At 42.8% G+C, this 23,310-nt stretch carries 11 protein-coding genes; 1 reads left to right on the top strand and 10 read right to left on the bottom strand.

Annotation, left to right across the window (positions count from 1 at the left end):
* Positions 1–100: 100 nt before the first annotated feature.
* The 3 genes from AC1RJ8_RS16925 to AC1RJ8_RS16915 all read right to left on the bottom strand — a co-directional run bounded on the left by AC1RJ8_RS16925 (position 101) and on the right by AC1RJ8_RS16915 (position 6,029).
* The gene (locus AC1RJ8_RS16925; RefSeq protein ID WP_492955020.1) at positions 101–1,780 is read right to left on the bottom strand and encodes a sodium:solute symporter family protein; all 1,680 of its coding nucleotides are present in this window, start codon (positions 1,778–1,780) and stop codon (positions 101–103) included.
* Between the two features lie 22 nt (positions 1,781–1,802).
* Complete coding sequence (locus AC1RJ8_RS16920; RefSeq protein WP_492955019.1) at positions 1,803–4,082, bottom strand: FAD-dependent oxidoreductase; 2,280 nt, start codon at positions 4,080–4,082, stop codon at positions 1,803–1,805.
* 102 nt (positions 4,083–4,184) lie between these two features.
* Complete coding sequence (locus AC1RJ8_RS16915) at positions 4,185–6,029, bottom strand: glycoside hydrolase family 97 protein (RefSeq protein WP_492955018.1); 1,845 nt, start codon at positions 6,027–6,029, stop codon at positions 4,185–4,187.
* Positions 6,030–6,244: 215 nt separating this feature from the next.
* Between AC1RJ8_RS16915 and AC1RJ8_RS16910 the strand changes: the two genes are divergently transcribed.
* The gene (locus AC1RJ8_RS16910) at positions 6,245–7,258 is read left to right on the top strand and encodes a LacI family DNA-binding transcriptional regulator (RefSeq protein ID WP_492955017.1); all 1,014 of its coding nucleotides are present in this window, start codon (positions 6,245–6,247) and stop codon (positions 7,256–7,258) included.
* Positions 7,259–7,298: 40 nt separating this feature from the next.
* Here AC1RJ8_RS16910 and AC1RJ8_RS16905 read toward each other — a convergent pair whose 3' ends face one another.
* Genes AC1RJ8_RS16905 through AC1RJ8_RS16875 form a run of 7 tightly spaced genes read right to left on the bottom strand, consistent with a single transcriptional unit; the run spans position 7,299 to position 23,231 of the window.
* Entirely contained in the window at positions 7,299–10,142 is a 2,844-nt protein-coding gene (locus tag AC1RJ8_RS16905; protein WP_492955016.1) for a hypothetical protein, read from the bottom strand.
* The gene (locus tag AC1RJ8_RS16900) at positions 10,139–11,548 is read right to left on the bottom strand and encodes an SGNH/GDSL hydrolase family protein (RefSeq protein ID WP_492955015.1); all 1,410 of its coding nucleotides are present in this window, start codon (positions 11,546–11,548) and stop codon (positions 10,139–10,141) included. The genes AC1RJ8_RS16905 and AC1RJ8_RS16900 overlap by 4 nt, the downstream gene beginning before the upstream one ends.
* Complete coding sequence (locus AC1RJ8_RS16895; RefSeq protein ID WP_492955014.1) at positions 11,541–14,951, bottom strand: hypothetical protein; 3,411 nt, start codon at positions 14,949–14,951, stop codon at positions 11,541–11,543. Before AC1RJ8_RS16895 ends, AC1RJ8_RS16900 begins: the two co-directional genes overlap by 8 nt.
* A gap of 8 nt (positions 14,952–14,959) precedes the next feature.
* Positions 14,960–17,548: a glycerophosphoryl diester phosphodiesterase gene (locus AC1RJ8_RS16890; RefSeq protein ID WP_492955013.1), complete on the bottom strand. Its 2,589-nt coding sequence runs from the start codon at positions 17,546–17,548 to the stop codon at positions 14,960–14,962.
* Positions 17,545–18,444, bottom strand: coding sequence for a DUF5017 domain-containing protein (locus tag AC1RJ8_RS16885; RefSeq protein ID WP_492955012.1), 900 nt, complete (start codon positions 18,442–18,444; stop codon positions 17,545–17,547). Before AC1RJ8_RS16885 ends, AC1RJ8_RS16890 begins: the two co-directional genes overlap by 4 nt.
* A 17-nt stretch (positions 18,445–18,461) precedes the next feature.
* On the bottom strand, positions 18,462–20,033 hold the full coding sequence (locus tag AC1RJ8_RS16880) for a RagB/SusD family nutrient uptake outer membrane protein (RefSeq protein WP_492955011.1): 1,572 nt from the start codon (positions 20,031–20,033) through the stop codon (positions 18,462–18,464).
* A gap of 18 nt (positions 20,034–20,051) precedes the next feature.
* Positions 20,052–23,231, bottom strand: a complete 3,180-nt coding sequence (locus AC1RJ8_RS16875; RefSeq protein WP_492955010.1) for a SusC/RagA family TonB-linked outer membrane protein — start codon at positions 23,229–23,231, stop codon at positions 20,052–20,054.
* Between the last annotated feature and the right edge of the window lie 79 nt (positions 23,232–23,310).

Genomic DNA, 23,310 nt, shown 5'->3' with positions numbered 1-23,310 from the left:
TGTTTTTACCTCGCCTTTGGATAGGCTTTAATGTATTTATATGGTTCTACTCCTGACCGTAAAAAAGCAACCCATTCTATCAACTTTTGTACTGTTTGCCTTAAACAATCAACTTTTTACTGGCCACCCGCCATATTAACCCTGCCGATATCAGGATTAGGCCCCCAACTGTCATTACGGTAATTGAAAAATCCTTTGCGATATACCCAAGTATTCCAATACCAATCCCCACAATGCCCATTGAAAGTGCAATTACACCGATCCCGAATTTATTTTGTTTTGCAGCCTCAATATGGAGGGCCGGATCTACAACACTAACCGCGGTAAGCTCTTTTTCCTGCTCCATTTCTTCTACCTTAATGGAAATATGCCCCTTAGCAGTATAATATATTTCGAAAAACAAAAGAACCGCTATTGGAATGCCCATCCCCATGCAGGTTTCCATGGTACGACCGAGCTTTAAACCCCAGATACCGGGTGTAATTACTTTAAAGAACAGGTTGATCAGCAATGATGCCACAGTAGCGGTAACAACTGAAAATCCGGTTTGACGTTTAGAAAAAAGCGTCCAGATGATCGGCGCAAACAATGCTCCCCCTGCGATAGAGGCAGTACTTAAAACCACTTCAACAATTCCCCCGGCACTTGGAATCCAAATGGCAACCACGATTGTTAATACGCCAAAAACCAGGGTAAAGAATCGGGCCATCCAGATCACCTCTTTTTCTGAAGCTTTAGGCCTGAGCAGGTTTTTATAAATATCCTGCGCAAAAACGGTTGAGGCCATATTAATCGTTGTATTGGCTTTACTGGATGTGGCAGAAACCATTCCGGCCAGCACAAGCCCTATCAAACCTGCCGGCATTACTTTTTGGATCAACATCATGTATGCATCCTCACTTTCCAATCCCTGAAGATTTGGATTGATTATCCGGTAGATCATCGGTGGGATCATCCAGATAAAAGGGCTTACAAAATACAATATAGTAAATATACCCGCTACCTTTTTTGAGTTTTTCTGGTTAGACACACTGGTATAACGTTGCACGTACGACCAGTTTCCGCCGATATAAAAGGTCTGATATACAATAAAAGCAAGCATAAATCCAAAGGTATAGTCCTGGTTAAAAGGCTCAAAGAAATGGGGAGGGGCTTTTGCCACAAGGTTTGCCGGTCCGCCGATCTGGGAAAAAGCAATAGGGATCACAATCAGTACCGCTGCTGTAAGTATTACAAACTGAACTACGTCAGTCACTAAAACCGCCCATAATCCACCAGCAGCTGTATATACCACAATGATCAACCCGATTACAATAATGCAGGTTTCTAGTGAGTATGGCGTTGCTACATGTACCATTTTACCAACCGGATACAATACTGCAGCAGTAGTGAACAGGCTCAGCAGTAAGGTCATATAGGTATAAAACTGTTTTTCGGCCGCACCGAAACGTTTGCCGATGTATTCGGCTGCTGTTGCAACTCCTGTTTTTTTCCATCTTCCGGCAATAAAAAAGGTGACAATTAAGCCACTGATGGCCATTGTTAACTGTATTGCATTGGCAACCAGCCCATGTTTATAAGCGATAGATCCCCAAACCACAAAGGTTCCGGCCGAAAAATAGCTGATAAACAAGGATAAGCCATTGATCCACCAGGGTGTTTCTCCCCCGGCTTCGAAAAAAGCTTGTCCGCTTTTACTTCCCACACGGGTAAATGTAAGTCCGATACCGAATATAAGTAAGGCAAAAACGGCCATTACCACAAAATCTAATTTTCCCATTTAATTTATCTGCTATTTAGTATTATTGATAACAACGCACGGAGAACAAAGCCGCAGGTACCTCATCTGAAGGATGTTCCAAATATATTGTTAGGCTGCTGGTATTTAAAGGCTCAGTTAGCTCAATGATGTTCCTGGTTTGATAATTACCGCTTTTAGTAAAAACAACGTTCTCTTTATCATCTTTAATTACATAGTTCCTTACGCAAAACGGCATCACATTTTCAGGATGCCCCATCAGGACAGACTCCATCGGATGATCAAAATCGGTATCAAATAATAACTCGATCCGTTTAACGGTCTTGATTTCTTTCCAGCTGATGGTCAGTGCAGGATTCTTATCTTCCCAATCGGCCACCCATGCATTTGGCGCAGAAACTGGCCTGTCTATACCATTGGTAACATTTGCAGCACCAAAAGCATTGATGCCAGATGCGTAGTTAAATGCAATATTGTGCCCTTCGGGCCTGCGCTTTGGGCACCAGAATTCAAACTCATCTACCCCGATATCCTCTGGCGGGCTTTGTTTTCCATAATTGGAGACCTCCTTATTAATGGCGTTGAACACAGACAATAATCCCGTAACCCGCTTCGCTGAGAACTGCAGTTTAACATCAGGATTCTTCATAAAGGTAAGAAATGCATAAGTTTCTTCGGGCATTGCCGCATCAAAGCTGATCTGCAAGCAATTGCGCCCAACATTTATTGGCAGTGAAACTTTACTTATGGTCAAATCTGGCGTATGGTTGCTCTTTTTACTGCTGATCCTAAGTTCCACTTCCAGCTCCGTTGCCACATCTCCTTCCGCATGTACAACAAAGGCCCCGATTGCACCTGCTTTTAGGGGGATCATCTGTGCAACAGAAAACTCAAGTGGCTTAAACAGTTCACTTTCAGGAAGACCTGTCAGCAATAGCTCGGAGGATGCTGTAACCTGCGCACTTCGTACAAGATCGAGCGCATCGTTGAGTACAAGATCCGGAATATGATGCCCACTGCGCAGCAGCTCAGTCTGTAGTTCGGGTATAAATCCTTTATGATAGATATCCGCTGGCAACAGATTTTTGTCTTTACAGATTTTCGCTGCCATGGCTACTGCCTGTGCCGCATGGGCAGCAGTAGCCATAACCCTAGTAGAGCCAAAGGCAACATGTGTTGCACTGATAATCCTACCAGCCAGAAAAAGATTTCTGATGTTGCGGCTGTACAAAGCGCGGTAGGGAATCTGATAAATGCCCTTGCTATGCCATTGATTGCAACCGGGTTTCTCGCTGAACACCCCGTCTGCAGGGTGCAAATCTATGCTCCAGCCACCAAATGCGACAGCGTCATTATGCAGTTGCTGATTAACGATATCCTGTTGTTTGATGATGTATTCGCCTTCGAAACGGCGGCTCTCTCTTTTGCCCGGTATGGTACCTACCCATTCTAGCGTCAGGTTTTCGGCTTCGGGAAAATTCCCTGAGTTTTTTACATAGTTCCATGCACCGTAGGCTACTTTCCAGAGTTCCCATTTTATTTTTTCGGTATCATGCACGGTATCCAGTCTTCCTCCATACTCCAGCCACCAAAGTTTGCATCCGTACTCCCTGGCATTAAAATTTTTAAACCTGGGGATTTTTGTAATATCATCCAGCGCATAAGAAGGGGCTACAAACTTTACGGGTTTGCCGGTATCCTTGCTGTAAAAATACAGGCTATGGCCAAGCAGTTCCCCATATTCTTTTGTAGGTGCAAACTGTTCTCCAAATTCTTCTTTGGCCTCGGCACCCATCCTGAACGCTGCACCTGCCAGAAAGGCCACAATGCCATCTCCTGATGCATCGCAAAAAAGTGGTGCGTGTATGATATATTCGGTAGAATTCTGACTGCAAAAGGCTTTTATGGCGCTCAGTTGATCTGCGGCTGATTTCTCTACATCATATACTCCGGTATTGAGCAATAAGGTAATATTTGGCTCTAAAACAACTTTATCGAGCAAAACCGTATCAAAAATCAACGGATTTCCTTCGGGGTTACGGTACATATTTTCAACCATCAGCTCATCCACAACACCACCTTCCCTGGCCCAACGGTTATTATTTCCCATATGTGATGTAGCACCCAGCATCCATAACCTTACCTCACTACTCGCATTTCCGCCAAGCACGGGCCTGTCCTGTATCAGGACAACCTTTAACCCTTGCCTTGCAGCCGTAATTGCGGCACAGGTTCCAGATACCCCGCCACCTATAATGGCAAGATCTGCCGCGAGTTCGTTAGATCGCAGCTGCCTCTTTTCGCCTCCTTGATTTGTGATCATAAAAATATTCTGTCTTATTTCTTTCCTTCTGTTATACTTTTCCAATTGTCTGTTCTGAATGGCGACAAGGGAAATCCTTCTGCATTAAATTCATAATGGGAATTAATTACCTGAGGGACTGATCTCCATCACCAGTCCGGCATTGGGGCCAATAACTGTTTGTTTAACCTCAGTTGCACCGATTGTTGACCTTGTTCTCAAAAAACCGCCATCGGGTGCATCGTTGATCGCTATAACCTTATATTTTTTCTTCGTCTTTAAAAAATCTGCATTGAAAGAAATTTCTTTATTTTCCGTTGAACCATTAATTGCAGCGATATACCATGTATCTCCTTTCCTTCTTGCGAAGGCCGCAATTTCTCCGATAACGCTGCATTTCAGCACAATCGTTTCATCCCAGGTAACAGGCAGTTTTTTCAGCAAGGGAATAACAGGCTTAAACTGGCTATCTGTCAATAATTTTATCGGATTTTCGGCCATACACTGGAAGGGGGAATTAAACAGAAAAAACAATGCCAGCTGGTGTATATTGGTGGTATTGGCCTTGTTAGAGAACAAGCCGGGGGTATAATCGCCATGGCCGAGTACCAGCCTGGTAAAAGGTAGCGCAGCATTGTGCCAAGCTGGTATGGGTTCTTTCATGATATTCAGTTCCATCCCACGGATCCCCTCCCTGGTCATTTCATTTGGATAGGTTTTTCTTTCTCCGGTAGGCGCATGGCAGCCATGGAAGTTGACCATCAGTTTTCTTGCTGCACAGGCTTTTAAAAATCCGATCTCAAAATCGATCAGTTCTTTTGCCTCACTGTCCATAAAGTCTGTTTTTATACCAACAGCGCCTGCATTGCACACACTATCCAGAAAACTGTCTCTTTTTGAGGGCTCTCTAAGTGCTTTTGAGTTCTTCCATACCCATACGCCCACCTTTTTACCTGCTGCGAAACTGCAGATTTCAGTTAACTGCTTCCATTTGTCGGGCCAGATCGTTTCCCATCCCTCATCCAATAAAGTATATTCAAAATTCAGTTCGCTGGCAGCTGTTATGAATTTCATTTCTTCCTCAGGCTGCATATAGTTTTTATCCCTGGTAATCCAGCTCCAGACTGATCTTCCGGGTTTTATATAGCTTTGGTCAGCGTACAATTCCTTATCCGGTTCAGGGTTCAGGTCATTGATCATCGTACTATTCACCAGCGTATTCAGGTCTTTGGCATACAATAAAACCCTCCATGGCGTAATCAGGTTGCCCGTAACTTTAAACCCGTTCTTTTCTGTATAATCAACCTGCAATACCCTATTGTTTAAAGCTTTGAAACGCATTCCGCTATAATTATACAGCGCCGCTTCGGTAAGCATTGCGTATTTTTTGCCCGGAAGTTCGAATAATAAAGGTTTCCCCTGTACGGGCCCCTGACCTGATATTATATCCAGGCTATCTGCCGTGGTATTTTGCCATAAACCTGCGTAACTTTTCAGCTTCCACGCACTATTCCGCTCAAAAAACCATACCCTCGATTTTGGAAGCACAAAGGAAGTAAGCTCTTTGCTTACATGTTGTGCTGCTTTGCTATCAAAAATGTACCGAAAGGCAGCCCCCTCATTGGAAAACCGAAATTCGATGTTATATTTTCTTCCTGCTTCTTCTAACAACAATGTGTATATATGATACACTTTATTTCCCGTACTGGCTGTACGCTTTGCTAAAATAGAAAGGCTGTTAACACGGCTCCCGTATGCCATGCCATCAATAACCAGCCCCATTGTGCCATTATTGACCAGTAACTGCTGACCAGCCTTTACGGTATAAAATAAACGTCCGTCACTTTGAGATATTTCAGCTGAAATATGACCATCGGGACTGATCATTTTAATTTCAGTATTCAAAACTGCCCCTTTCACTGCAGATACAAGAAGAAGTAGCTTGATAAATAATATCGCTTTTTTCAAGTTTGATGTTTTTGACCTTTTTAGGGTGAGATTTATAAATGGTTAATTCAAATATAAGGTACAGTAAAAGAACCTCGCAGCTTTCAAAAAACTTATTGCTTTGGGAACGGTCCCAATATTTGGGAACATTCCCAAAATCCTTTCCCCAATCAATTAATATGTTGTATATTGTAAATAATGAATTTTGTGATTGCACCACAGCAGATATTTTAACGATGAAAAAGCACCAGGTTACCATAATAGATATTGCCAGGGCACTTAACCTGTCGAAATCAACTGTATCAAGGGTTTTAACAGGCCATGCCAATGTAAGCCTCAAAACCAGGGAAGCGGTATTGGAACTGGCAAAAAAGCTGGACTATCAAAAGAACATGCTGGCCATAAGCCTGATCAGTAAAAAAACAAATACCATAGGCATCATCGTTCCCGAGTTTTCGAGTTCCTATTTTCCACAGGTAATCATAGCCGCGCAGGAAGTAGCTACCCAGGCTGGCTACAATACCGTTGTCAGCCAATCAAACGAAACATACGAAACTGAAGTAGCCAACACCAAAGTGATGCTGGCCAACCAGGTTGATGGCATAATCGTATCTATTACCCGCGAAACCAAGAACTACGACCACTTAAAAATCTTTGAAAGAAAGGGGATTCCAATCGTATTCTTCAACCGTGTATGCGATGAAATGAAAGTTCCCAAAGTCATTGTGGATGATTTTGAGGGTGCTTACAATGCCGTTGATTATTTAATAAAAAATGGCAGAAAACGAATTGCCCATCTTGCGGGTCCGGTTTCGTTGAGAATAAGTGAACGCAGGCTCAATGGCTATAAATCTGCACTTAAGAAAAACAATATAGAAATAGATGAGGAACTCATCATTTCTTACGACCTGGGCCTTTCAAAAGTTAAGATTTATGTAAACCACCTGTTAAATCTGGAAAACCCGCCCGACGCGATCTTTGCGGTAAACGATCCAACGGCAATAGAAGCCATTCAGGTTATCAAAAAAAGAGGTTTAAAAATCCCCGAAGATATTGCCATTATCGGCTTTAGCAACGATTATGCGTCGGCACTGATGGCCCCCTCCTTAACAACTGTCGCTCAACCGATAGCAGAGATCGGGATGACCGCAGCCCAGTTGTTGATTGATCAGATCAATAGGGATGTGAGCGACTGGAAGGCCGTGACCAAAGTATTGAAAACAGAACTGATCATCAGGGAGTCAACCTGAAAACCTGTTGATATCCAAAAGCTATTGTGGGAAATAAATATTATTTGCCCAGTTCCTTTTCTTTGGATCTCGTCAATTTTCCATTGATATCTGTTAATTCCAGGTAAAAACGAACTGCTTTATCTTGATCAACAGGCACTGTAAATTCAAATGGATATTCGTTTTTATCAATGCTCTTTTCCTTGCTTCCATTGATTTTGTAGACCAACCTGGCCTTCTTCCATTTTGTATCATCTTCCTGAAGGAATACAAAAAGCTTTTGCGCATAAGCACCAAGTTTAAATAGTAATGCCTTTGTATCTCCTTCCGGGATATTGACATCATCACTTCTCTGGTCTTTTTTCACATTCAGGATCTGGTCCTGAAAAGCACTGCTGATTTTTACGCCCGGGATAGCCAGTGCAGTAATGCCGCCAGCAGGGACATTGATCTGGAAAGTGCCATCTTTTAAATTCAAAACCTGCACTGATGGATATAAGGTCTGAACTCCAGTACTGCCTGAAAAATCTACCCTTGAAGCATCTACAGCAACACGAGTGCTGATATCCGCTCCGGATTGGTTCATAAAAGCAAGCAGAAGTGTATCTCCTTTTTTTGCACTGACATAGTTTAAACCAATATTTGCTGTGTTCAACAGACGGGACGGCATCCAGAGTTGCACATTTTCGAGCTGAAAGAACCGGCCTTTCTTAGCGCCGTAAAACTTATTCTGCAAATAGGCATATCCTTCTATATAATCGCTCGGAAAGTCTATCCTGCCACCACTTTTTACATAAGCATCTGAAACCAGATAATCAACAAACATAGAAGCCATGGGCAGGATATGATTGTAATGAAAGGAGTTTACACTCTGGTCCTTATGCTCGTGGAGTGGAAAATCGGCTTTTTCGTAGGCTGTAGTTCTCTCTGTATTGATATGATATCCCGGAAAACTTTCGGAACGGCCAACAATCGAAGCTTTAGCTACCTTCATTAAAAATGGATCATTTGTATGATAGCCTATCCTTAACAGCCACGGTGCATAGGTTGACATGAAAATACCCCTGTGCCCGGTTGAAGTTCCTGACGATTCTGGTGTAAGCCCCATCTCAGAAAGCCTCCATGCAGGGACTTTCTCTTCGGGATAATACATTTGATGATGTCCTTTTGATTTGAGGTACCAATACATCGGTGCTTTCCCTCCTTTATTTACAGTAACCAGATCATTCGGTATTGCAGGTGTCATCCAGGTAAACAACGTATAATGCCTGGCTCCATCCTGTGCGGCTTCCAGATACCGGCGATCGGCAGTAAGTTCATATAACGCTAAAAGAGCAGACCAGTTATTGGTAAAGGTTGGCCAGAAGAAGTTAGAACTAAACAGGGGATCGCCAAACTCCTTTAACCTTGTATTTACTCTTTCTTTCAGATATTTATCGGCCAGGGCCTTGCTTAAACTTAAATAAGCAGAATCGGATGTCAGTTTAAACATAAACATCGCATTGACCCAGTTGCGACCTTTCTGCTCTTCATCAAGATTTCTGACACGCGCCGTTCCAAACTCTTTTTTTGCCATCGTAGTATAAAAGGAGTTGTTACCGCCAAAAACACCTGATAATACCTGTAATTCAGATAATGGAGCAATAGGCCCTCTCAATTTCCTGGATGGAGATTGAATTTTCTGATTGCTGTCAATCGCAAACAGGAACTTTTCGCGCGACAACATAAACTCCATTAAAGGATATGCCCTTTTATCAAACATTTCCTGATCATCCCTCACGATAGCCAGTTCAAGCGGGTTCAGACTTGAAACATTTTTTACTGCGCCAGGCACATCCGTAGCATAAGCAAAGCCTTTCAGGCTATCGATAAACCAGGCAAAACGGGTTTTTGAATAATCAATCAGGTTATCCAGAGTTGTATTCATAGAAACGGTGGCATTGGTCCGGTAATCCTTAAATCCAAACACAGTTGTTGCCATTTGCTCATATGTTTTAGTGATGCTCAAGGGCTCAACAACTAGGTTCATTGAAAACTCAAAAGAATGTCCTGCCATCATCTGCGAATTGAAACCACCCGGCATAGGAGCGAAAACCTGGGGCTGTAATTCTGATTTGTTATTTAGAAGTGCGATTCCGAACTGGCTGTTGGTTAAAAGCGGTAAAGGTTGAAAAGGCAAATACCTGGAGGCAGCCAGTACGCCTATTGAGTTATACCCGTCATTAACCAGTGTAGTAGGGATTGTTGCCATAAACGACGGAGTAAGATAGGGTTGCAGGGGAACCCGTTTTTCAGTCCAGATCAGGGGCTGCCATACTTCATCAACATGATCACTTTTAAAGGATGGCGCCCCGATGTAGCCCACACTATAAAAACCTTTCTTTTTAGGTGTAAACAAAAATTCTATTTTAGGATAAGGCAAACTACTTTTAATCAGCCACGCTTTTAGCGTAAATAAGGCATGTTCCGGAAAGATAAAACGAATGGAATCTCCAGAACTGATTGTTTTGATTGCGGTAAGAAAATGTGTTTTTCCCGCGTGATAGATATTGGCCGTCCTATCTTGCTTCGCACTTCTTAATATTTTATCGTCAAATCCATCTCCGGCAACACTGGCGTTAACAATTTGTTGGTGATAATCGGCCAAACTACTGTCACTGGTTTTCCAGGTGGGAATATTGTAAGATACTTTTTTTAAGCCTGAAGGTTTCAATGCCAGTTCAGGATCTCTGTCGTTACAGATAATAACAAAATTGGGTTTAAACAGGTAAGTTTTGCCCTTTGATAAAATTTTAAAGCCCTGACTATCTTTTACAGTTTGCGCATTCGACGGCATACCTAAACAACATGCAATTGAAAAACAAATGAATTTAGTATACTCTTTTATTTTAAAAATCTGTTTCATTTCAATAATGTCCCCCTTAATAAAATCCGGCCTAAATAGATCACTGTCTGATCATATTTTTCAGGATGTTGAACAATATCTGCTCTCTTGTCTTCAGGCAGTATCATAAGTTTATCAGACTTACGGGCGGACAAAATGACCTTTACAAAATGTTCGCCCTGCGATACTTTAATTACATCAAACTGTCCGCGGTAACGGTTATTGCAGTAGCTGTTGAATCTGTTCAACACATCTGCAGCGGTTGTATCTTTTGCCTGGTAATAAATAAAACTCCCCTCCTTTTCTCTGCTTAGTTTTACAGGTTTTCCATCTATGATCCACTCCAGTTGTCCAACCTCTGGTCCGCCAATATCAAATACGCCTAGCATATCTCCCTTAAAACGAAAACTAAATGTGGCCCCTGGCTTATTTGCAGAAAGTACATTAGAAAACCAGGGACTGAATTTTTTAAGGTTTGGATTAGTATCTGTTGGCAACACTCTCCAGCCCTTATCAGGAACAGGTAAAGTTGAAGGATCTACCATCATTGCGTCATCCCATGCGGCACTAATTAAAGGCTTTGGCAGCGCATTCTTTTTTAAAGGCTTTGCTGCCTCAATTTTTTTAAATGCACGGGCTATGGCTGCCGCATACAGGTTCCCGCCTGCTGTTATCGGGTGGATTCCATCCTCAGAAAACAAAATTTTATTCGGATCAGCCTGGTTCCCTTTCCAAATCAATTTACCTGCCGCTTCCAGCGTTGCTGACTCCACACCTAAATTTACAGAAGGCAGTTCGTAGTATGCCGCAATCTGCTCCAGACCTTTGATATTTGGTGGCAGTTCATTTCTTTGATAAAAGGCCGTTTGCCCGGTTAAAATGGTATACAGCAAACAAATAGCTGTATTGGGGTTCTTCCTGATTGTTTGACGGATCATCCCTTCCATCCCGGCGGCATAAGCGCCGTTAACGGCAAACTCTATAAAAATAAGATCGGGCTGGTGGCTGAGCACCTGTTCATTGATCCTAAATGCACCAAGCTCTGTTCCTGTGCCCGATACACCTGCGTTGATCCATTGAAAGCTAGCCTGAGGATAAGTCTGCTCCAGGTACCGGGCCGTTTGAAGGCGATAACCAAAATTTGCCTGGGTGATGCTCCCTCCAATAAAAGCAACCACCACCTTTTTACCCGCATTTACTTTTTCAAAAAAGCCCGGAAGGCCTGCCCTGGCATTACATTCCAGCTCATTATTGAAATTACCAGCCTCAATTACAGGGATATTAGCTGCAGAAACATCAAAATAAAGAGGAGAAGCCCCTGCCTGGGAGGCCGCAATCTTATCGCTATCAGGCCTGGTTTGGGAAAATGCAGTAGCAGACATTAATAAACAACCAAGCAATGCAGTTTTCACACCTTTTTTATTCATTACCATTGAGTACAATCTTTTTTGATTTTGTTTTCCCATCATTACGCTTAAAAATGAGTTCCAGTTTTGCGTCCTCACCCATTGCCAGTTTATTAAAGCTCCATTCGTAAGGATATTGCTTTATTTCCTGTAGCTGGTTGTTACAATTAACGGTTATGGAATATCCATTTAAAGGAGCTGTTTCTGCAAATCCATAACAGGTATCCCAACCAAAGGGAGAACGGATACGGAACAAGAATACACGTCCCCAGGGAGCCCCCAGATCAATCACCTTCATCCCATCTTTTACCGGCTGGTATTTCTTTGCTACTGGGGTCGCTTTTAATGGAATAGCAATGGCCCTGAATCCTTTTGCAGGAACAACAACATCAATCTTAGCCGCTTTAAAACCCTGGGAGACTGACTGATCGCTTTGCGCGTAAACCAGGGCTTTCCCATCCTTTAACGCTGCCGTAGCATCAGTCCATTGTACGGCTACTTTTTGTTCAGACTCAGCTTCCGAGGAAAGCAGGATCCAAAAGTTCTTATCCGAAATAGCAGTAACATAATTGATTCCTGGATGCTGAATATTTACCAGGCCCTTATGCATCCATAGTGTGGCCTCCTGATCGCCAAAGATCTTTCCTTTTCCACCACCATATACCCGGTTGTTAAACCAGACAAATCCTTCCTGTTTGCTATAAGGAAACGCTACATTTCCATTCGAACGCTGTATACTTTCTGAGATGAGATAATCGAGACTAAAAGCGATATGTGGTGGGATATGATGATAATAAATGGAACTCACATCCGGCCCTTTATAAGGGAAATCAACCGACATGGGTATATCTGTAAAACCCGTACCGTAATACCCCGGATAGTTTGTATAACGACCGATTACTGCATTGCGGGCATAGGTTTCGTAGATAGGTTTGTGCTCGTATTGGAACAAGCGCAACAAATGGGGTGCCCAGCTACTCATAAATACCGGACGTACCGTCTGATCTTTTACGCGGGTAAAATAGGTACTGGGCTGCTCCAGGCCCAGGCCTACCGGCGATACCAGCCATTCGGGCACTTTCTTTTCCTGTACATCTCCATTTTTCCGTGGAAAGCCTAAACGATAAGGCTCGTTGCCTTTCCACCAGATGTGCGTAACGCCATCATAATGATTATTCTTGTGGATTGTTTGCAGGCTATCTTCCACTTTCGGATAACTGCGTATTCCCGCAATGGTAAAATGTGCACCATATTCTGCAGCTTTCAGGTATTTTTTATCTTTTGTTGTTTCATAGAGATCCAGCAGGTCCCACCAGGGTGCATAAAAACTGGCATTGTAAAAAGGTACATGACTCAATACTTTATTGGTATTGTTATATATTTTTTGCTGAATAAAAAGATCTGCATCGTTTTTTGCCTGCTGCAGCCATTTTGCCTGACCTGTGAGCTGGTATGCCCAGAGCGCCTGGTTCCATGAATGGAAATCTGTTGAGTAGCCTTTTGCCATCCTAAGGCTATCTCCCGGTAATGCTATATTTTTCAGCCAGGGATTCAATCCACCCAATAAACGATCCAATCCTACATAATAAGAGGTGGTAAACTGAGAGGTAAACGGGTTGAACTCCAACGTTTTTCGTGTAGCATTATACGCTGTCGGCACAATATCGGTTGCCCACCGGTACCCGCTTCTGGAAAGCGTAAATTCTATGGTTGGCAAAGATCGGCTGATGTAAAACGCTTCATCATTCTGCAATACAGAAAGTGCAATATTGGCCAATGGTGTGGCATTTACAACTGTAGGTGCTGTTTTGGGGTCACCTTCAATATCAAAAAAACCTTTTAGCTTAGTCGACCATCCCGCAGCATTGTCGTTTTTCACCAGCTCAATCATGTTGAATACTGCATCAGTAAGCGAAGCTTGTTCTTGTTTTCGGTAATCCTTTACCTCAAACACTTCCTTCGATACATAATCCATGGCCGAATCCCAGTTGCCCGACTTTAGACCAATAATAAATCGCCTTTCAATCAGCTCTCCTGCACGGTATTTAGAATCATTCATTCCCAGAACCGGAGAAAACATAACAGGCTGTATCTGGTTATTGTGGTTCTTCAGTGTAAAACCCGCAGGCGCATAGTCTGCAGAACCCCAGTCTTTTTTAAACAATTCAGGACTTGTTGCTACGTAGCTTGAAACAATACTTTGTCCTGTTTTCGTAGAAACAATAGCCAGGGGTTGCTGCATCATAGCAGTAATCATCATTTGCGGGCCGTCAGAAAGCCGCTTATACTGAAACATGGGTGCCATCGATACGCTTTCCAGCTCCTGATCGGAAACAGGCTGAAAGGCTTCGATCCCCATACTGTAATACCCTGGCTGGGCAGTCTTGCAGATCAGCCGCAGATCAATATGTTGCTGACCCGGATGTAATATCCACAAACCGGTTATTGCAGAACCATTCCTGGTTACATATTGAACTTTTATGGTCTGTTTATCTACAGCTTCTGCAGTTATGGGAATGGCCTCGCTGAGGTTCCCCGCCTCAAAAGGATTGAGATCGGCTCCAGGCTGGTAAACTGCATATTTCTGCCCCTTAAAAACAAAATATGCTTTTGGTTTTTGGCTGTCCCATGCCGGGTAGTATTTATTAAACTGGATGGCGGTAGCATTAGTACTGATTAAGAAAACCCTATGGTCTTCAATGTTTGCAGTACTTATCTGTTGCCAAACCCCGTCTTTTTTTATTTCTGTTTTACAAGCAATAGCCTTATGGTCGGCTCCCGTTCGTACAAACTGCACACGTACAGCCTCGTTTTCAATTCCTGCAATTACCTTATCCGTCTTGCTCAGTTGAAGTGCGGGGCTCGTGTTTTTCTTTTCCGCTGTAAGTGTTTCCTGCATAACAGGAAGCTTTTTCCAGGATAAAAGGATTTTCTTATCTATATCATTTGGATTAATGGTGCTATCCTGCGTAAAAAGAATAGCATCGCAGCGGCCAAAATTAAAATTATGGAGGCGCAACAGCACATCACTCTCCTGTAAATCAGCACTTCCGAGGCGCTCCCAGGCATATCCTGGTTTTCCATGTCCTCCTGCTTTTTTTAACCTCGCATTTCCAACCGACAGCTGGAATAACCGGGTACGTGGACGTGTATCAAAATCGGGGGTCCTTATCCAGATGGCATAACGACCTGCTTTTCCGATATTCATCACGGTTAATGCATCAGATGTACTATCCCGTTCTCCTTCTAAAAACCTTAAAATGCTGCCACTGATGCCGTCTTTATTGACTTCATTAAACCATTTGCCTTTAAACTGAAAATCAGTCCCCAACAGCAGGCTTTTTTCTTGCTGGGCAATCACAGTTCCTGTTGTTAAAAACAAGAATGCTGTTAATAATAAACATAGCCTGGTTTTCTGGTACATGTCTTAATTTATTTGTATGTAAATGCATAAACCTGGAGACCATAAGGTGCTATTTTTATAGGATCTCCTGTAGAAAAAGGGATTTTTAAACCTGATGCAGAAAAACATTTGGCGGTTTTCAAATCCAGGCTATGTCCTGAAATAAAACGGGACATATCTAACCGAAGGTTACTTTCCTGTATTTCGTCATCGTTATTCAATACAAACAGGTAAAACACTTTTTCCTGCTTATTCAGGGCGCATACATAGTCCATATTGGGATTGTTCAATGAAACCAGTTTCTCCATCAATGTCAGGTCTCCCTGCTTATCAAATATTTTTCCCTGCCGGAAGCCAAAGGTTTTGTGAGGGCCAACCTTAGGCGTAAGAAAGCCAGAAGGAAAATCGATCCTTCCCTGTGAACGTAAGGAAAGTTCTGCCATCAGGTAATCGGTGATCCAACCCACCTGCCACCAGGCGTGATGAGGAAAAGGCCCGGCCCCTTTGTTCATGGCGCTCCAGTAATACGAAGCAACTCCTGTGGCTGGGTCTACAAAAGCATCTTTACTTAAAGCTGCTGTTCTTGCCATTTTGAGGTATAGCGAATCTTTTGTCAGTTGAAATAGCCTTACAAACATACCGGCATGGCTTGCAAGCATAATGGGGCCGCTGTTATTGGCGGAACCTAAAATCCCTCCATGTTCAAAGCTTAGCCCCACCTGGCTTATTTGCCAGTCTTCCAATTGTATCGCCCCAACTTTTTTGCTTTCTTTATTCGGAATCGGATGAGAATAGATGGAGGTTGTATAGAATTGTGCAGTTTTAATAGCAGCCTGTTTAAATCGTACGTCCTTTGTAATTTCAAACAGATCCAGCAAGGCCTGGGCACTTTGCCCCGTTGCAAAATCAGGTGCAAACCTGGCATCTCCGCAAACACCTAAAAAGTATCCTTTATCTACAGCATTTTTGATATACCAGTCTGCAGCTTTTACAGCCGCCTCCAGGTATTTCCTATCCCGAAGCGTCTGGTATGCAACTAACAGTCCGTAAAAAGTAGGTCTGTAATCTTTCAGATCTTCAAACATAGGCTTTTGCGTATCGTTATGATAAGCTACTTCCCAATAACCTTCTGGTTTCATTTTAGTCAAAAGCCAGTCGGCCGCCATACGCATACCCGATTTAAGCTGCTGATTATCTGGCTCAAACAAAGACACGTTGCCCATATCAAGCAACATATAATAAGTGGTTGCGATTGGCTCGGTATAAGGCCCCCACTCTTCGGTAAACCGTTTTGAATTGTAGAGGTAATATTGACCAGCTGCAGCTCCGTGAAAAAAACCTCCAGCAGTATTTTGTTGTGCCAATTTAAAGTTCAATGCATCTTTAAGACGTTTTTGAACCAGAATCGGGTCTTGAGTGATATTCGCCAACATCCACATGGCTCCATAATCGGCATTTTTTACGGCGTCTTTTTCCGAGCCATATACGCCACCCAAATATTCCTGGGCACCAATAGTCCGGCCGTGATAATCGAAAGTCCGCCACCGTGAAGTACTGTCCTTTTTCACATAGTCTAAAAGCTGTTCCATGCGAGCGGATAAGGAAAGCTTGGTTTGCTTTAAATGCAATAGCTCATCAAAGCGGTAAACATCGTTTACAACATGCTGGTATGCCTGATACCAGCTCGAAGTATTGATGGTGTACCTGAAATCAAAAGAGATGCTTTCCCCCTTTTTTAAATACGACTTGTTCTGCCCCAGTACCGGATGATATAAGGTTGGGCTCAGTTGTTCCTGCCTATTGATTAGCGACAGGCCAAGTAGCCAGTTCGACTGGGTAGATTTATCATATTCCCATGGGTGCCTGGCTGTTCCCGGCTCAGCCGTAACGGCGAGTGTAATTCCATCTCTATTGGTGAGTATAGCCGTAAGTGCAGCCGCTGTTCTTTCTCTAACCACAACCGGCCTGTCCGGAATTCCATGTCCATAAGCATAGGCATCTGTAAAATTATTGTTGATGGTACTGCCTTGAAACACACCGGGGATACAGCCCCATTCAAAACTTTTTTTGTCGTTGGTGCTCAATGCCGGAGTCGCTATGGAATAATATCCATCCCTATCGGCTGTTAAACGAATGGAAATACATAGGTCATTTTTGTAAACAGGATCTAGTTTCCATATGGCCTCTACAGTAGAGACATCTGTTTTTTGCTGAAAAACGAGTGTATTGCCAACCTGCTTATATTGCTGTGGATAAAATAAAATGGCACGCCCTTCTTTATTTAAGGAAACTGCAGATGTATTCGCCTTCCAGGTAGGAATGATATAGCGGTATTCAGGTTCAGGAAACTGAATTTCTTTCCCGTTTTTATCCTTAGCTTCCGAATCCATCCTGGGTTGATCTGCACTGTAAAGCAGGGTATATTGCCCCAATGTGCCAGACAGGGAATGCCATCCGGTCTGTCCTTTTACCGACAGCTGTTTTATTTTATATCCCTTACCGGTATCATCCCAGTTCAGAAGAAGTACATCATTTGTTAATCGGGCTTTGGGCGCTAACTGGGCATAACTGCTGTTTGCAAAAGCAAGTAACAGCACAATTACAGGGTTTAATCTCATTGGGTAATGGTTAAATCTATTTCTTTTACAACTGTAAGTGATCGTTCTACATTGGCATTGGTTGCCACAAACGATACTTTATATACGCCGGCTTTAGTATAAACCCTGGTATAATCTGTTAGTTTCTGGGAAATATTCTTAATAGGTTCCCCTATGTCTGGTAAAATACTATTAGGGTTGAACGGTTTGGTTACTACCCAGTCATCATCAAGATCGGTGCTGTTCCTTACAGTAAGCAACTGTGCTGAACTAATACTCCAATTGGTTGCAGGACCACTAAAATTAAAAGCAGTCCAGCCCGCGGTAGCCATAGTGGCCAGTACCGTTTCTTCTCCCTGCTGATTGGTGCTTTTAAGATCGAAAGAACGGACTACCCAACGGTTTTGCTGTGCTTCAGGTTTTATAACAGTAGTCTTATAAACCAAAGCCAGCGCCATATTTTTATTACGCGCGGCAAAAGTGTTCAGGCTGATATTTCCTGAGGAGGTTTGATCCAGGCCAGCAGATAAAATGGCTTTATCTGTAATATCTTCCCAGGTAGCAGCCTTTACATTTGTAGCATCATATATTCCGTTGAAATTGGTAGATATGTACAGTTTTATTACCGATTGATCGATGGGCATTAGGCCGAACTGGGCATAAGTTTTAAAATTTAAGGAAACCGCATTTCCTTCCACGACCGTTCTTTTACGGTACTCATATTTGCGCCCAGCTTCTCCCGACCAAAATACAATGTTCTCCGGGTTACCATTAATTATAAACCTAACGGGTTCTCCAGCTTTATAACTGTTTTTTTCCAACTCAACAGAAAAATCATCCTGCGGCGCCAGCTCATAGGTCTTCTGGCAGGAAGCGAGGGAAAATAATATAACAGATGCAATTAATAGCTTATTCATCTTATACAATTTTGTAGTTACCATCCTGTATTTTGTTTGATATTAGGGTTAACGGCCAGTTCGCTGTTAGGGATCGGGAATAAAACAGCACGATCTGTTACGCGCTGTGCCTGTGCAACAGCTGCGTCTCTTAAAGCAGTTGGCATATTGGTTTGGTATTCTCTTGCCTGTGTTTGCATAACGGATGGATAAATACCCCATCGTACAAGATCGTGTTTCCGAATGCCCTCGAAAGCAAGCTCACGTAACCGTTCATTCCTGATCAGATCAAGGAAGTCCTGCTGAGACAAATTAGCAGCAGCATCGGCCGCTACATCGGGCACAAGCACATCTTTTCCATAGCCCCTTCGCCTCACCATATTTACCGCTTTATAGGCATTTGCAGAGGGTCCGCTATTGGTATAATTATCAGCTTCTGCAAACATCAGCAATACATCGGCATACCTCAACAATGGCCAATTTGTACCAGTATAGTTTTGATTTCTTGGTAAAAGAAGTTCATACTCGCGCCTCCATTTCCCATTGCTACGGTCGTATATCTGATCTGCTGCCCAATTGGTCCTTACAGCCGTTTGTCCGCTTGTCACATACCGGTAAGGCGCAACTGTCCAGTCCCTTCTCTGATCGCCATTTGCATAAGCATTGTAAAGCTTCGCCGTAGCATGAACATAATCATAGCCATATCCCAATTCAATATTTCCACAGGTAATACCGTTATAACTGCCAATCATGCCGCCCTCTTGTATTTCGCCCTGGTTTACGCCTTTAAATTCTACTTCCCACATACTTTCCCTTGTATCGAAAATCTCCTGAACGTGGTTGATATAGATTTGTTTGAAATCGGGATTAAGGCTGTGCAATCCTGACAGCATTACTTTTTCTGCATAAGTTCTGGCATCAGCATACTTTGCAACATCATTTAGCGGGGCGCCCGCCATGGTCAGATATACCCTTGCGAGTATACCCTGTACAGTAGTTTTTGTAATACGGGTATTATAGCCATAATCAGAAATAGATTTCACCAGAACTTCTGCCTGTTTCATATCGGTAATAATACGTTCGTAAAGGTCCTTTAACGGAGTACCAGGAAGAGGCGGTTCTTCAGGTGATTTGCTGGATTGAAGCTTTAAAGGGACACCTCCAAACTCATCCGTTAACAGAAAATAATAGTAAGCCCTTAAAAATAGCGCCTGCCCTTTTATTTCGTTGCGTTTTTCCGGAGTCACCTTAACGGCCTTATCGATGTTTTCGAGCAACATGTTCGCTCGCTCAATACCCGTGTAAAGCGTTTCCCAATGTCTGTTTAATTCCAGGGTCGAAGCATCTACAATATTGGCGTTCATTCCCGATGTCTGGTTTTTCATGAAAAATTCGTCACTAAAAACCATATAGCATGACATACCTTGCGAATAAAGCCTGTTATCGCCCAAACGGTCGTATACTCCGGCCAATGCAGATTGCAGTTCACTTTCTGTATTGTAATAATTTACTGGCGATACAAAATCCTGTGGGGTTGTATCCAGGATCTTTGAACACGAGCTAACAACCAGTGCCAGCATCATCGCGATATATAATAAAGTTGTTTTCATTTGGAAAAACATTTATCGTTAAAAAGTTAGGTTCATACCAAAGGTGATGGTGCGCGCTCTTGGATATGGGCTCCAGTCGAAACCCGGTGTAAGCGCAGAGTGGCGCACTGAAACTTCAGGGTCCAAACCAGAATAGTTGGTCCAGGTTATCAGGTTTTGTGCCGAAACATTAAAGCGGGCAGATTGTATTTTCAGCTTTTTCGTTACTGAAGAAGAAAGGTTATAGCCTAACGAGACCGTCTTTAACCGAAGGAAGGAACCATCTTCTATATTCCTGTCGGAGAACACATTAGGGCCATAACCACCGGCTACAGGCAAATCGCTATTCTGATTTTCCAGAGACCACCTGTTCTCGTAGGTTTTAAACATATTCAGACTTGGTCTGGCTTCCGCGCCTTCAAATACAATCCGGTTCGCATTTAAAATGTCATTTCCGTAAGACCATTGTAAGAAAACATTAAGGTCAAACGGTCCATAGTTGAAATTATTGGAAAAGCCCCCAATGTGTTTTGGATTAGGATTACCAACAATCGTCTGATCATTTGCATCTACTACCCCATCTCCGTTAATGTCTTTATATTTGATGAAGCCCGGCTTAATGAGCGAACGGGCGCTCCCATTATTCGGTACATCAGGTTTCAGCTCATAGCTACCGTTAGACAATACATTGAAATCACTTAAAGGGTACACTCCATCAAAAACATAGCCGTAAAACAAAGCCACAGGGCGTCCTGGTAAGGCTATATAAGGTAAAGAGTTATTGAAATTGGCGTTCCAGTTCGAAACACGTGTAATCAAACTAGGCTGATCACCATTCAACTCTTCGATCTTGTTGGTATTAAAGGCAATGTTAAAATTGGATGTCCAGCTAAATTTCTTTGTACTCAGGTTAATTGTATTTAAGGTAAACTCCAAGCCCCTGTTTACCACAACACCAATATTTTTAAATGCGGTAAGGTACCCGGTTGAAGTAGGCAATGAAGCGTTCAGTAATAAGTCTGTAGTTCTTTTATAATAATAATCGGTCGTTAAACTAATGCGCTGCTTAAAGAAACTTAAATCTATTCCAAGGTCAAGGTTTCCGGTTCGCTCCCATTTAAGGTTCTCATTTCCCAGCCCAACAGGTACAGTTCCTTTAATGTATTGTCCGTTAAAATAATAGCCACTCCTGGTATTTCCAGTGTTGGCCCCTACTTCCTGATCCAAAATACTCAGGTACGCAAAGTCTGATACCCGGTTGTTTCCGGTAATTCCATAAGAAGCCCTTAGTTTTGTGGAAGAAATAGCTTTAACTGATTTCAGGAAATTTTCTTCCCCAATATTCCAGGCAAAGGCCCCGGAAGGGAAATAACCCACCCGGTTATCACGGGCAAACTTAGAAGATCCATCACTACGAAAAGAAGCCGTGAACAGGTAGCGCGAGTTAAACGTATAGTTCACACGCCCCAGGAAAGACACCAGCGTTGAATAACTGCCTGAAGTTGTTTTTACCAGTACAGTCCCTTGGTCAAGCCCCCTGACACCCAATGACTCATTTGGCAATAAAATAGATACAAATCCATCCCCCTCCATACTATTTCTCTGCATGGTAAATCCAGCCACTGCATCTAAACGGTGTTTCTTGTTAAATGTCCTGTTAAATGTGAGCAGGTTCTCGTTCAGTAAACTGCGGATATTTTGATTTTCGATGGAACCATTAATACCGTAGCTTTGCCCGTAAACGGTACGCGGATTTCCGGCTGCCGTATTAGCATTGTTAAAACGCTCAAAAATCAAACGGGTATCTGTCATCCCGCCACTCAGCTTGAACTTAAAATATTTCAGGAAAGCATACTCTGCAAAAGCATTGGCAGTAAGTGATTTGTTAAAAGCATACTGATATAAGTTGTTGGAGTTTACCACTGGATTTATCCTTAAATCTGTATTGCCGGCCACATCGTCGTCAAAAGGCTGATCAAGGAAATTTTCGTCATCCGCATTGCCTGTAACAGGCCTGTACCCCCAGGTACTGTACATCAAATATGAGCTGGCATTTCCGGCCGAGCTGCTGTTTAGGTTATCACTGGTTAGATTTGCTATCTGTCCTTTTTTGATTCCGTATGTATAATTGGTATTAATGCCAATTCTCATATTTTTCCCTAAACGCTGATCGATCTGAAACCGCCCCTGGTATCTCTTATATCCACCATTAATAACAATTCCATTCTGATCTAAATAAGAACTGCTCACCGAATATTTTGTAGCCGCAGTGCCGCCCCTCATAGAGAAGCTATGATTTTGCATAAATGCATTCTGCAATACATTATCCTGCCAGTTTATCCCGCGCTCATTGCGGTAAGCATCTAAAGTTTTGCCGTCCTTAAGATACAAAGCTGTAGCAGAAGTTTTATTCAAGTCTAGCTGGTACTTCACAAACTCGTAAGGGCTCATCACTTCTATTTGCTTTGACGGGTACTGATAGCCCAGCCAATTGTTATAGTTAACTACCGGTGCGCCTACCTTACCTTCCTTGGTCTTGATTATGATTACCCCATTGGCCCCTCTCGCCCCATAAATTGCCGTAGAAGATGCGTCTTTCAATATATCTATTGATTCAATATCATCTGGATTTATGGTATTGTTGTCGGGATTTTCCAAAGGAAAGCCATCAATTACATAAAGTGGTGAGTTTGACTGGGTAATGGAATTTCCTCCGCGAATGGTAATGTTGCTAATGCTGCCTGGCTGTCCATCACTAGAACCGACCTGCACCCCGGCCACCCTTCCTGCCAAAGCATCTTCAAAGGAAACCACTGGTGCCTTTTCCATATCTTTCATTACTACAGAACCGACCGAACCAGTTAGGTCCTTTCGTTTTACCTGGCCATAACCAACAATTACCACATCATCTAGCGCAGTGTTGTTAGGTACCAGCTGAATTTTATACTGGTTTTGACTGGTGATAACCACAGTTTTGCTGATATAGCCAACCATGGAGACCACCAATAGTTCACTTTCCTTTGCATTAGAAAAGCTAAAGCGGCCCTGATCGTCTGTTACACGGGAAACTGTTTTCCCCTGGATGACTACTTTCGCACCCGGTAAGGGTTTCCCGGTTTCTTCTGTAACAGTTCCGGTAATGGTTTTTACCGCCTGGGCCAGACTGGATAGCGGAATACCCAGAACCAATAGCACCGTTAAGAGTAAGTTTGGTTTCATATTCATTGTTTATATTTGGTTGTATTCTTACTTCAGAAATTTACCTATCTGAAGTATATTTTTAAATGACTTGTTAAGG

This window comes from Pedobacter sp. GW822-FHT03F06 (genome assembly GCF_058801365.1).
Note: the sequence above shows the minus strand (reverse complement) of the source record. Positions and strands in the feature narration are given on the sequence as shown.